10 protein-coding genes are annotated in these 12,781 nt (G+C 60.1%); 8 read left to right on the forward strand and 2 right to left on the reverse strand.

The features are described 5' to 3' along the window. The 3 genes from VFU66_RS09505 to VFU66_RS09515 form a co-directional block, all read left to right on the forward strand. On the forward strand, positions 1–418 hold a 418-nt coding region (locus tag VFU66_RS09505), incomplete at its 5' end, for an FtsX-like permease family protein (RefSeq protein ID WP_326446005.1). Beyond that, complete coding sequence (locus VFU66_RS09510) at positions 411–1,169, forward strand: ABC transporter ATP-binding protein (protein WP_326446006.1); 759 nt, start codon at positions 411–413, stop codon at positions 1,167–1,169. The genes VFU66_RS09505 and VFU66_RS09510, both read left to right, overlap by 8 nt. A gap of 361 nt (positions 1,170–1,530) precedes the next feature. Then, entirely contained in the window at positions 1,531–3,999 is a 2,469-nt protein-coding gene (locus VFU66_RS09515; protein ID WP_326446007.1) for an ATP-dependent Clp protease ATP-binding subunit, read from the forward strand. A 77-nt stretch (positions 4,000–4,076) separates the two neighbouring features. Here the strand turns inward: VFU66_RS09515 and VFU66_RS09520 are convergent, their stop codons facing one another. Together VFU66_RS09520 and VFU66_RS09525 are read right to left on the reverse strand one after the other, a co-directional pair. Next, a complete protein-coding gene (locus VFU66_RS09520; RefSeq protein ID WP_326446008.1) occupies positions 4,077–4,373 on the reverse strand; it encodes a YtxH domain-containing protein in 297 nt (98 codons plus the stop codon). Positions 4,374–4,418: 45 nt separating this feature from the next. Then, the gene (locus VFU66_RS09525) at positions 4,419–5,126 is read right to left on the reverse strand and encodes a uracil-DNA glycosylase (protein ID WP_326446009.1); all 708 of its coding nucleotides are present in this window, start codon (positions 5,124–5,126) and stop codon (positions 4,419–4,421) included. A 136-nt stretch (positions 5,127–5,262) separates the two neighbouring features. Here VFU66_RS09525 and VFU66_RS09530 point away from each other — a divergent pair, with 136 nt between their 5' ends. The 5 genes from VFU66_RS09530 to lon form a co-directional block, all read left to right on the forward strand. Continuing rightward, positions 5,263–6,585 carry an aldose epimerase family protein gene (locus VFU66_RS09530; RefSeq protein ID WP_326446010.1) on the forward strand — a complete coding sequence of 441 codons (1,323 nt, stop codon included), beginning with the start codon at positions 5,263–5,265 and terminating at the stop codon, positions 6,583–6,585. A 142-nt stretch (positions 6,586–6,727) separates the two neighbouring features. Then, entirely contained in the window at positions 6,728–8,128 is a 1,401-nt protein-coding gene (gene tig, locus VFU66_RS09535; RefSeq protein WP_326446011.1) for a trigger factor, read from the forward strand. Positions 8,129–8,150: 22 nt separating this feature from the next. Beyond that, a complete protein-coding gene (clpP, locus tag VFU66_RS09540; protein WP_326446014.1) occupies positions 8,151–8,783 on the forward strand; it encodes an ATP-dependent Clp endopeptidase proteolytic subunit ClpP in 633 nt (210 codons plus the stop codon). Positions 8,784–8,975: 192 nt separating this feature from the next. Continuing rightward, complete coding sequence (gene clpX, locus VFU66_RS09545) at positions 8,976–10,262, forward strand: ATP-dependent Clp protease ATP-binding subunit ClpX (protein ID WP_326446012.1); 1,287 nt, start codon at positions 8,976–8,978, stop codon at positions 10,260–10,262. A 189-nt stretch (positions 10,263–10,451) separates the two neighbouring features. Then, on the forward strand, positions 10,452–12,781 hold a 2,330-nt coding region (gene lon / locus VFU66_RS09550; protein WP_326446013.1), incomplete at its 3' end, for an endopeptidase La.

Here is a 12,781-nt window from a genome sequence, read left to right on the forward strand (position 1 = left end):
GCGCGTGGTGACGTTCATCGTGCTGGCGCTGATTGTCGCGGTGGCGGCCCTGAATATTCTGATTGCCCTGACCATGATGGTGATGGAGAAGACGAAAGACATTGCCGTGATGATGAGCTTTGGCGTGCGGGCGGAACAGGTGCGGCGGATATTTCTGATGCAGGGGTTGCTGATCAGCATCATCGGGACGGTGATTGGGTTGATTGCCGGATATGTGCTGAGTTGGGCTGGCGGGCACTACCGGTTTATTCACCTAAACGCGGAGGTCTACTCGATTGATTATCTGCCGTTCGCGCCGAGGGTGAGGGACGCGGTGATTGTGACGGCGGTGTCGCTGGGGGTGAGTCTGCTGGCTACGGTTTATCCGAGCAGGAGCGCGGCGAAGGTGCTGCCAGCGGAGGCGCTGCGGTATGAGTGAGTCGATGGAGCCGCTGCTGAAGTACGAAGGATCGCTTGAGCCACTGTCGGCCGCCGGGCAGGCGGTGGTGATGCGCGCGGTTGGGTTGACGAAGGCGTATGCGCCGGTTTCGGCGGGTGGGGGTGCGCTGGAGCTTTTTCGCGGGCTCGACCTGGCGATTCATGCCGGGGAGATGGTGGCGATTGTGGGGGAGAGCGGCGCGGGCAAGAGTTCCCTGCTGCATCTGCTGGCGGCGTTGGATAAGCCTACGGCGGGCGAGGTGTGGTGCCGGGACCTGTGCGTGAGCAGGCTGACGCTGAAGCAGGCGGCAGACTTTCGTAACCGGGATGTTGGGTACGTCTGGCAATTTCATTACCTGCTGCCGGAGTTTACGGCGGCGGAGAACGTGGCCATGCCGCTGCTGGCTCGGGGGATGGGGCGCAGCTCGGCGCTGGAGCGGGCGCGGACCTGGCTGGGCGAGGTAGGGCTGGCGGAGCGGTCGGAGCATCGGTCGGGCGAGTTGAGCGGAGGCGAGCAGCAGCGGGTTTCGCTGGCGCGGGCGCTGGTGACGGAGCCGGGAATCCTGCTGGCGGACGAGCCGACGGGCGACCTGGACGGGAAGACGGCGGAGGCGGTGTTCTCGCTGATCCAGCGGCTGCACCTGGCGCATGGGCTGACCAGCGTGATTGTGACGCATAGCCTTGAATTTGCAGGGCGATGCGGACGGGTGTTGAGGCTGCGGGATGGGCGGCTGGATGAGGTGTCTCGCTAGCTTTCAGCGGCGCGCCAGGGGAAATACATGGGCCTCTCCGCTCCACCGTGCGATAAAACTGCGCGGCTCCGGTCGAGATGACGTCGTTTGGGGTATGCAATTCCTATAGCTTTCAAGGCGCTGCATCAAGTTTGGTGCCAATTATGCACAGCGATCATCTAAAAAGATGCTAGGGTATGCATAACTTTCGAGGGATTTTCCCGGGAGTTGCGCTGGAGGCTACACTAGCAGCAGAAGTACGGGCTGTTCGCAACTTGGGGCGGTCTGAAGTGTTTTCGTGAGCAGCCGGCACGAGGACGGCAAGGGCACCAACGGCGTCAGGCGGCTACGGGCCGCGGACGGCGGGGCTTGAAGGGGGAACATGTTCGAACGCTATACAGAGAAGGCGCGGCGGGTGATCTTCTTTGCTCGGTATGAGGCGAGTCAGTTCGGTTCGCCGTACATCGAGACAGAGCACCTGTTGCTGGGGCTACTGCGGGAGGACAAGGCGCTGACGAACCGCTTTTTGCGGAGTCATGCGTCGGTGGAATCGATTCGAAAACAGATTGAAGGACATACTACGATTCGGGAGAAGGTTTCGACTTCGGTCGACCTGCCGCTCTCGAATGAGTGCAAGCGTGTGCTGGCGTATGCGGCTGAAGAGGCCGAGCGGCTCTCGCACAAACATATCGGAACGGAACATCTGCTGCTTGGTCTGCTGCGCGAGGAGAAGTGCTTCGCGGCGGAGATACTGCAGGAGCGCGGGCTGCGGCTGCCGGCCATCCGCGAGGAGTTGCAGCGGACAACGCAGGAGAAGGCGCCAACGTCACAGGGTAATAAGAGTCAGCGCGGAGAGCAGAGTATGCTGTCCGAATTTTCACGTGACTTGACGCAGTCGGCGATGGACCAGCAGCTTGATCCGCTGGTGGGACGGGATGCAGAAGTGGACCGCGTGATTCAGATCCTGTGCCGCCGCACGAAGAACAACCCTGTGCTGATTGGCGAGCCGGGCGTAGGCAAGACTGCGATTGTCGAAGGACTGGCGCAGAAGATTGCCGACGGCGAGGTGCCGAGCTTTCTGGCTGATAAGCGCGTGCTGGCGCTCGACCTTTCGCTGATCGTTGCCGGAACGAAGTATCGCGGGCAGTTTGAAGAGCGGTTGAAGACCATCATGAAAGAGCTGATGGAGAACCAGAACGCCATTGTGTTCATCGATGAGCTGCACACGCTGGTGGGCGCTGGCTCGGCGGAAGGCTCGCTCGATGCGGCGAACATCCTGAAGCCTGCGTTGAGCCGCGGCGAGATTCAGTGCATCGGCGCAACGACTCCGGCGGAGTATCGCAAGTCGATTGAGAAGGACCGGTCGCTGGAACGGCGTTTTCAGGCGGTGAAGGTGCCGCCGCCTTCGGAAGAAGACGCGGTCAAAATCATTATGGGGATCAAGGAGAAGTATGAGAAGTTCCACGCCGTCAGCTATACGGACGACGCAATCAGCTTCTCGGTGGCACACTCGAGCCGCTATATTCCTGACCGCTTCCTGCCCGACAAGGCGATTGATCTGATCGACGAGGCGGGCGCGCGCGTGAAGCTGCGGCAGACTTCGATGCCCGAGGAACTGACCGAGGTGCAGAAGCGGATCAAGTTCATCGTGCACCGTATGGAGAACGCGATTGCGAACCACGAGTTCGAGAAGGCGCGATTCTATTCGGACGAGGAGCGCAAAGAGCGCGAGAATCTGCGCGCTCTGCGTGACAAGTATCACCTGGACGATTCTTCGGCGGGCATTGTGACGCGAGAGGACATCGAGGACGTCGTGAGCAGGTGGACTGGCGTGCCGATTACGTCGCTCAAGGAAGAAGAGACGCAGCGGTTGCTGAGGGTCGAAGAAGAGCTGCACAAGCGCGTGATCTCGCAGGACAAGGCGATCTCTGCGCTGGCGCGTGCGATTCGGCGCTCGCGTGCGGGGTTGAAGAATCCGGCGCGGCCGATCGGCAGCTTTCTGTTTCTGGGACCGACGGGCGTGGGCAAGACGGAGATGGCACGGACGCTGGCGCAGTTCCTCTTCGGCTCGGAGAAGGCGCTCATCCGCTTCGACATGTCGGAGTTTATGGAGAAGCACTCCGTGTCGAAACTGATTGGCTCGCCTCCGGGATATGTCGGCTACGAAGAGGGCGGACAGCTTACGGAGCGCGTGAAGCGCAATCCGTACTGCGTGGTGCTGCTGGACGAGATCGAGAAGGCGCACCCGGATGTCTTCAACCTGTTGTTGCAGGTCTTTGAAGACGGGCAGTTGACCGACGGGCTGGGCAACACGGTCGATTACAAGAACACGATCATCATTATGACTTCAAACATTGGCGCGAAGCACCTGCAGAAGCGGCAGGGGCTGGGCTTCCAGAGCGAGAAGGAAGATATGGTGATGGACAAGATGGAGGAGCTGGTGCGCGGCGAGGTGAAGCGCACATTCAACCCGGAGTTTCTGAACCGGCTGGACGAGATTATCATCTTCACTTCCCTGTCGGACCACGACCTGATGCAGATTCTGGAGCTGCTGGTACAGCAGCTGAACGTCAACCTGGTGCACAAGTCGATTACGATCTCCGTGACCGACGATGCGAAGCGTTGGATCATCGAGAAGACGGCTTCGGACCGGACTTACGGTGCGCGGCCTCTGCGGAGGGCGTTGCAGAAGTATGTCGAAGACCCACTCTCGGAGGCGCTGATCGCCGGCGGCATTACGCAGCGGCCTGCGTTTCTGGAGGTTTACCTGGAGAACAACGCGCTGTTCTACCGGCCGATTACGGCGGATGGCGAAGACAAGGTTGCGGGCCTGGCATTGTCTGCCGTGTAAGCGGCAATCACAGCCTGTGGGCAAGAAGATGCCCGGCTAACTGCCGGGCATCTTTATTTTGTGATGAGTGCGTAACTTTAGACGAGTGCTCTGGCCGACTTCACAGTGTCAGAGACGAGGTCAGTGGCTTTGTCCATGGCAGACTCGACCTGGTCTTTCGTGCTGCGGATAGCCTTTTGTGCCTCGTCGGCGAGCCGCTCGGCCTGCGACTTGAGATAGTCGCCTGCTTCTTCAAGATAGTCGCCTGCTTCTTCGATGCCTTTGCGGAGACGCTTGCGCGTCTTCGCTCCGGACTGTGGAGCATAAAGAAGGGCAACCGAAGCTCCAACGACTGCACCAATGCCGAAAGCGAGCCAGTAATTGTTTGAGCTCATATGAGACATCCTCACCTGGAAATTGCTTTCTCTGGGAGGTTGGATTCATGCACCCGGCCGAAGGTTGGCCTGCGGCGTGTCGAGGCCGGCAAGTTCTTTGGCACGAATGAAGATTTGGGTGAACATGGCGCGGTCGAGCCGACCGGTGTTGGTGTTGCGCAGCGACGGGTGATAGCTGCACAGGATGTGCATGCCGTTGGGCAGGGTGTATTCGGCAGCGTGGGCGAAGCGATATTCCGACTTGCGATGAATGATGCCCGCGTGGAGAAGATAGGCAAGGAAGCCGTCGAAGGCGATCTTACCCAGGCAGACGACGACTCGGACTTTGGACAGCAAATCGATCTCGCGCTTGAGGAACGGTGCGCAGTTGCGAATTTCCTGGGGCGTGGGCTTGTCGTTGGGCGGGGCGCAGCGGACGACAGAGGAGATCCAGGTGTGGCGGAGCCTGAGGCCGTCGTCCTGCGAGACGCCCTCGGGCTGGTTGGCGAGGCCGACGTCGTGGAGGACGGGGTACATGAAGTAGCCGGAACCGTCGCCGGTGAAGACGCGGCCGGTGCGGTTGGCGCCGTGTGCTCCGGGGGCAAGGCCGAGGATGTGGATGCGGGCGGCTGGGTCTCCGAAGCCGGAGACCGGGCGGCCCCAGTACGTCTGGTCCTGATAGGCGCGGCGTTTGGTCCGGGCAATGCCCTGGCAGTAGGTGCGCAGGCGGGGGCATTGCTCGCAGGCGGAGATGTCCTCGTGGAGCTGCTTCAAAACGGCGGGGGTTCTCTGTATGGTGGAGCGTGTCACTCTCTCCCATGATAGTAGTAGTGAGATGGGCGGGCATGGCCAGCCCGCTGTGTAAGAGCTTGATGTATGCTGCGACGGGCAGGAATGGACAAGGTGGCGATTGGAAGACCCTAGACTGAGCAGGATGTATCTGGCCTTGTTGCGCAAAGAGTTTGCGAGCCTGCGCAGCCGCGCATGGCAGTCGACTATACGGTCAGGGGCACTGACGATTGTGGGGGTGGTGCTGGCGGTCATCGGCCTGGCGGTGGGATGGCACGAACACAGGAAGGGGCACTTTGCCAAGCTGAAGGCGGAGATACGGGGCATCCCAAGCCAGCCGCGCGACCAGAGCGGACTACGTCCTGGAGGACAGGACGCGGTGGTGCTGCAACGCTTGCCGCTGCCGGGCGGAAGCGGGCCGGAGTTTGTTTCGGCGACATTGCTGCCGGGTGCGGGGATGAATGTTTTGCAGATTAAGGCATATCTGCCGGACCGTGGCGAAGTGGATCTGCTAGCCTCTCCGCCGCTGGATGAGGCAGCACAGCAGTTGCGGGCGGTGGGTGCGGGAATGACGGTGGGCGGGGCGATTGAAGTGCCGTGGGCGGGCAGGCTCTCCGGTTCCAGGTCTGAAGATGGCGACACCGTGACGGCGGTATGGCGCGGGCATCGGCTGGACCTGCCCAATACGTGGCACGAACGCGAAGGGACGGTGGGCGCTATGGCCGTCGGCGGACTGCTGATGTCGCTGCCCTCCAATGAAGTGAAGACCAATGTGATGCCCGACGGAGGCGCTACGCAGGCGGTCTTTCATGCGGGCACATTCGACGACCAGTGGGTCTCGCACACAGACATCACCACGACGGTGCAACTGAGCGGGCGGGCCCTTGAATTGAACGTGGTGGTACGCAATACCGGAGACGAGGTTGAACCGGTGGGAATTGGCTGGCGTCCACGATTTGCCATTGTGGGCAAAGATCGCCAGATGGTGACGCTGCGGCTGCCCAACAGCGTGCGCATCGAGATTCCCGATCACCGCACCGGAGTGCCCAGCGGAAAGCTGCTGCCCGTACAGGGAACGCCGTATGACTTCACCAAACCAGAGGGCACGCCGCTGAAGACGCTGGCTCTGGACGACTGCTTTGTGCATCTGCGCCCGGCTCTGCTCGATAATGGCCCCTCGGTGGAGTTGCGCGACCCGGGCGGCGAGTACGGGCTGCGGATTACGGCGGTGAGTTCGTCGATCAAGGCGATTCGCATCTATGCGCCCGCAGATGAGAATTTCGTCTCCATTGATCCGATGATGAATTACGACGATCCGTTTGGCCGGGAGTGGTCGAAGGACGAAGATACGGGGATGGCTGTCCTCGGTCCCGGGCAATCGGTGCAGTGGAAGATCAGGATGGAGATTTTTCCGCTGCAAACGCCAGGCGACCAGAAGTTCTGAAGCGCGGCTCTCGCAGGTTTGACCCTCCACAACGAAGACCCGTAGAGTAGTAATGAGGCGTAGACCGTCCGTTGTGCCGTGAAGGCAGCGGGCCGGCATCGATTCAGCGCCGCTGGAAGGCAAGGCATTGACCCCTACTGAGATGACAGATACCCACGCGACTGCGGAACCGCAGTCTGAAGCAGCGCACACACACGACCACCACGACCATGAACACGAGCATGAACACCATCATGCTCCCGCGCTGAACCCAGAGTTGGCGCGCGAGATTGAAGTGGAAGCCGACGCCGATGAGGTCTCGAAGGCGTTCAAGAACGTGGTGAAGCGTTACCAGAAGCTCGCGCGCATCCCGGGCTTCCGTGCTGGCAAGGTGCCGGAGTCGCTGATCCGCTCGAAGTTTGCCAAGGACATCCGTCAGGAAGTGCTGGAGGGACTGGTCTCGGAACGTTTCCGCAAGGCCATCGACGAGCGTAAACTGCGCCCGGTCTCGGAGCCGCAACTGCTGGACCTGCAGCTTATCGATGGGCAGCCGCTGAAGTTCAAGGCCGCGTTCGAGGTGGCCCCGGAGTTCGACATTGCAGGCTACGACAAGGTTTCGGTGACGAAGCCCGAGGTCGCGCTGACTGATACAGAGTATGCGGATGAACTGGATCGCGTGCTCGACCACCACGCTACGGTTGAGCCGGTGGAGGAAGAGCGCGCATTGGTAGACGGCGACTGGGCGGAGATCCAGTTTCGCGGCGAGGTCCGCGACCTGGCCCAGACTGTGACTGCCGACGGCGTCGAGAACGCATCGAAGGCCGAACCAATTACAGGCGAGGATGCACTGATCGAGATTGGCGGGAAGAATACGCTGGCTGCCTTCAATGAGGCGCTGCGCGGAGCAAAGCCCGGCCAGGAGCTGAAGTTCGAGGCGGATTATCCGGCAGACTTTGGCGATCGGCGGCTGGCCGGCCAGACCGTGAGTTACGACGTGACGGTGAAGGGCATCAAGCGCAAGACCTACCCGGAGCGCGATGCGGAGTTTGCCAAGCAGCTTGGCAACTACGAGAGCTGGGAGGACTTCGAGGGTAAGTTGCGCGGATATGCCTCGGACCGCAAGAAGAATGCGCTTGAGACGCAGGCCAAAGACAAGATGCTCGATGAGCTGATTACGAAATACCAGTTCCCTGTTCCCGAGGCGTTCGTGCAGCAGCAGATTGAAGCGCGGCTGGACCGCGGACTGCGCGCGCTGGCGCAGCAGGGCATGTCAGCCGACGAGATGCGCAAGCTGGATTTTGCCCGCCTGAGGGCGGCACAGCGCGATCAGGCCATCAACGAGGTGAAGGCTTCGATGATTCTGGATCGGATTGCGGACGCGGAGAACGTGACCGTCGAGGATAACGAGCTGGAGCGCGAGCTGCTGATGCTCTCAATCCAGTCGCGTGAGCCGCTGGACGCTCTGCGTGAGCGGCTGGCGAAGGACGGTGGACTAAATCGAATTCGCGAGCAGATGCGGCGCGAGAAGACGGGAGACGTGCTCTACGAAAAGCTGGCCTCGTAGTTCGTTCGAGGCCGGTTTCGTGATAACAAACACCTGCTGCACAACCGAGAAAAGAGAGAGTGCTATGGGACTGGTACCGATGGTGATCGAGCAGACGAGTCGGGGCGAACGCGCCTACGACATCTACAGCCGTCTGCTGCGCGACAACATCATTTTTCTGGGAACGCCGATCGACGACAACATCGCCAATGTCATCATTGCGCAGATGCTCTTTCTGAGCGGCGAGGACCCAGAGAAGGACATTCAGCTCTATATCAACTCGCCCGGCGGATCGATTACAGCGGGGCTCGCCATCTACGACACCATGCAGTACATCAAGAACGACGTGGTGACGTTCTGCATCGGGCAGGCGGCGAGCATGGGCGCGTTTCTGCTGATGGCCGGCAAAAAGGGCAAGCGGTTTGCCCTGCCTAACTCGCGCATCCTGATTCACCAGCCCTCCATGGGAGGATTGAGCGGGCAGGCGACGGACATCGACATTCACGCACGCGAGATTCTGCGCATCCGCGAGATTACCAATAAGCTGATGAGCGCGAGCACGGGCCAGACGCTGGAACGGATTGAGCGCGATGTGGAGCGCGACTTCATTATGACCGCCGCCCAGTCGAAGGAGTACGGCATCATCGACGACATCATCGATCGGCCGCGCACATAGCCTGTTGACTACACAACGCAGAAGAGCCCGGACAAAGATAGTCCGGGCTTTTCTACAGCAGGCAATTCGGTGGCCAATTCCGTACCCAATTCGGTGTATAGCATTGGTCAACCCACCCGCCGGTTTGGCTGAGAAACAGGTGTAAACTTTACAGGGAAGGCCGTTGTCCTGACCTCAGGAGTTGCCGTACTTATGAAAACGTCACGGGGCACAGACGAATCGCTGCGTTGCTCGTTCTGCCATAAATCTCAAGACGCCGTCGCCAAGTTGATCTCATCGCCGTCGGACTATCCGCGGGCCTACATCTGCGATGAGTGTGTTGCCGTGTGCAACTCGATCCTTGAAGACGACCGCTCGGAAACACAGCCCGGCGCGGCCCCGGCCCACCTGCCCAAGCCGCAGGAGGTCAAAGCGTTTCTCGATGAGTACGTGATTGGGCAGGAGCAGACGAAGAAGAAGCTGGCGGTCGCGGTCTACAACCACTACAAGCGCATCCAGATGAACAAGACACGCTCGAACGATGTGGAGCTGTCGAAGTCGAATATCCTTCTGGTGGGACCGACGGGCTCGGGCAAGACGCTACTGGCCCAGACCATGGCGAAGATGCTCGATGTACCCTTTGCCATTGTGGACGCGACGACGCTGACCGAAGCGGGCTACGTGGGCGAGGATGTCGAGAACATCATTCTGAAACTGCTGCAGGCCGCAGATGGCGATGTGCAGCGCGCACAGAGCGGCATCATCTATATCGACGAGATCGACAAGATTGGACGCAAGGATGAGAACCCCTCCATCACACGCGATGTCTCGGGTGAAGGCGTGCAGCAGGCGCTCCTGAAGTTGCTTGAAGGTACGGTCGCTAATGTTCCTCCGCAGGGCGGGCGCAAGCATCCGCATCAGGAGTTCACCGCTGTTGATACCACAAATATTCTTTTCATCTGCGGCGGCGCGTTTGTGGGTCTGGAGAAAGTCATCGGACGGCGCGTAGGCAAAAAGGCACTGGGCTTCAAGGCCGTTGTGGATGCTGAGGTCAATGAGAGCGAGGTTACGCCGATTCGTGCGCAACGCGACGCGGAATTGTTGCGCCAGGCTGAGCCTCAGGACCTGCTGAAGTATGGGCTGATCCCGGAGTTTGTCGGACGGCTGCCGGTGCTGGGCATTCTGGACGAGCTGGATGAGACTGCGCTGATTGAGATCCTCACCAAGCCGCGCAACGCGATTTTGAAGCAGTACACCAAACTCTTCGACTACGAGGGCGTGAAGGTGACGTTCACCGACGAAGCCGCGCGTGAGATTGCGCGCGAGGCGCTACAGCGGAAGGTAGGCGCGCGCGGACTGCGCATGATTCTGGAAGAGCTGATGCTCGACCTGATGTACTACGTTCCTGGCAACAAGAAGGTCAAAGATCTTTCGATCACCGCTGAAATGGTGAAGAAGCATAGCCTGACGCTGCCGATGTTGCTGGAAAAGGCAGGCTAAACACGTGATGCGCGGGATGGCGCGCACACTGTTCGATGAGTGGCTGATTTTTGCATATAAATGACAACCGGCTGTAAGGTGTGCTGTCATCCACTTTCGTGGGACACGGGACGCCACAAGAGGCAGTACAATCACCACAGACCGCCGCTGATGCATCGTTTGCGGTGTTTTATCGTCTAATGGAGAACGATGGCAAACCAGGCTAAATCCTCGATGAGCGGCGAAGTCCGCAAGCTCCCCATGATGCCCATACGCGATATGGTCATCTTCCCGCACATGATGACTCCGTTTGTCGTCGGGCGCGAGTCGAGCGTGCGGGCGCTGGAAGAGGCGCTTGCCGGCGACCGCAAGATATTTCTTGCGACGCAGCATGACGCCTCCGTGGACGAGCCGAATGCGGACGACATCTTCGAGACGGGTACGATTGGCAACATCGTCCAGAGCGTGAAGATGCCGGACGGCAATATTAAAGTATTGGTTGAGGGCATCGAGCGGGCGCGCGCGACCGAGATCAACGATACAGACGGATTTTTTGTGGCGACGGTACGCACCGGCAAGACGCATCTGGACCTGACCCCACAGGTTGAACAGTTGATGCAGCGCGTTCACTCGCTGTTTGAGCAATATGTGAAGCTACAGCAGTCGCTGAACTACGAGACGATGGCAGCGAGCGTCCGCTCGGATGAGCCGGCCAAGCTGGCTGACACCATCGCTGCCAACCTGCAGCTCTCGATCGAAGAAAAGCAGCAGTTGCTGGAAGTCTTCGACCCCGAGACGCGGCTGGCGAAGGTCGCCGACGTGCTTGATGTGGCGATTGAAAAGTTGAACATGGACCGCACCATCCAGTCGCGCGTGAAGCGGCAGATGGAGAAGGCGCAGAAGGAGTACTACCTCAACGAGAAGATCAAGGCCATCCAGAAGGAACTGGGCCGCGGCGAGAAGTCGGAGTTCGACGAGTTGAAGAAGAAGATTGAAGCCGCCGGAATGCCGAAGGAGGTCGAGGAGAAGTCCCTCCAGGAACTGAAGAAGCTGGAAGCGATGCCTCCGATGTCGGCCGAGTCGACTGTCTCGCGGAACTACCTGGACTGGCTGCTCGCGGTGCCGTGGAAGAAGCGGTCGAAGGAGATTCGCTCGATTGAGCACGCCGAACAGATTCTGAATGAAGACCACTACGGCCTTGAAAAGATCAAAGAGCGCATCCTTGAGTTTCTTGCCGTGCGCCAACTAGTGAAGAATCCCAAGGGGTCGATTCTGTGCTTTGTCGGACCTCCGGGCGTGGGTAAGACCTCGCTTGGAATGTCGATTGCCAAGGCAACGGGGCGCAAATTTGTGCGGATGTCGCTGGGCGGCGTCCGCGACGAGGCAGAGATTCGCGGGCACAGGCGCACTTACATCGGCGCGCTGCCGGGGCAGATCATCCAGTCGATGAAAAAGGCGGGGACGAAGAATCCGGTCTTCATGCTCGATGAGGTCGATAAGATGGCCTCGGATTTTCGCGGCGACCCGGCGAGTGCTCTGCTCGAAGTGCTCGATCCGGAGCAGAACACCACCTTCCAGGACCACTATCTGGACGTAGAGTACGACCTCTCGCAGGTGCTCTTCGTGGCTACCGCGAATGTGCTGCACACCATCCCGGGCCCACTGCAGGACCGCATGGAAATCCTGCGGCTGCATGGCTACACCGAACTCGAAAAGCTGGAGATCGCCAAGCAATACCTGGTCAAAAAGCAACGTGAGGCCACCGGTCTGACCGAAGACCAGCTCGTCTTCGAGGACGAGGCGCTGAAGCAGATGATCCGCGCCTACACGCGCGAGGCGGGGGTCAGGAACCTCGAACGCGAGATCGGCAATGTCTGCCGCAAGGTGGCGCGGCGCGTGGTGAAGAACGGCGTAGAACACAAAGAGGTCGTCACCTCGGAAAACCTCGCCGATCTGCTGGGCGTTGCGAAGTTCCGCGATTCGCAGGTACATGAGAAGAGCGAAGTGGGCCTTGTAACCGGCCTGGCATGGACGGAGATGGGCGGTACCATTCTCCAGACCGAGGTGCAGGTGCTCGACGGCAAAGGCAAGCTGACCACGACGGGCCAGTTGGGCGAGGTGATGCAGGAGTCCGCACAGGCTGCGTTGAGCTACGTGCGCTCGCGTGCAGCACAGCTTGGTCTGGCGAAGGACTTCTACCGCAACGTTGATATCCACGTCCACGTGCCCGAGGGAGCGATTCCGAAGGATGGCCCGTCGGCAGGCATTACGCTGGCGACTGCGCTGGCGAGCGCGCTGACGAAGATCAAGGTCAGGCGTGACATCGCCATGACGGGCGAGGTGACGCTGCGTGGCAAGGTGCTACCCATCGGCGGTCTGAAGGAGAAGCTGCTCGCCGCACACCGCGCGGGAATCTTCGAGGCGATTCTGCCGGAGGAGAACCGCAAGGACCTGGCCGAGCTTCCAGATTTGCTGAAGAACTCCATGAAGCTGCACTTTGTCGAAGAGATGGACCAGGTGCTCAGGATTGCGCTGGAAGG

This window comes from Edaphobacter sp., assembly GCF_035763405.1.
GTDB lineage: Bacteria > Acidobacteriota > Terriglobia > Terriglobales > Acidobacteriaceae > Edaphobacter.

Bases quoted from the DNA above. Each gene is read 5' to 3' on its own strand.
- clpX (WP_326446012.1), top strand. From the start codon at position 8,976: ATGAAAACGTCACGGGGCACAGACGAATCGCTGCGTTGCTCGTTCTGC.
- tig (WP_326446011.1), top strand. From the start codon at position 6,728: ATGACAGATACCCACGCGACTGCGGAACCGCAGTCTGAAGCAGCGCAC.
- VFU66_RS09510 (WP_326446006.1), top strand. From the start codon at position 411: ATGAGTGAGTCGATGGAGCCGCTGCTGAAGTACGAAGGATCGCTTGAG.
- VFU66_RS09515 (WP_326446007.1), top strand. From the start codon at position 1,531: ATGTTCGAACGCTATACAGAGAAGGCGCGGCGGGTGATCTTCTTTGCT.
- VFU66_RS09520 (WP_326446008.1), bottom strand. From the start codon at position 4,373: ATGAGCTCAAACAATTACTGGCTCGCTTTCGGCATTGGTGCAGTCGTT.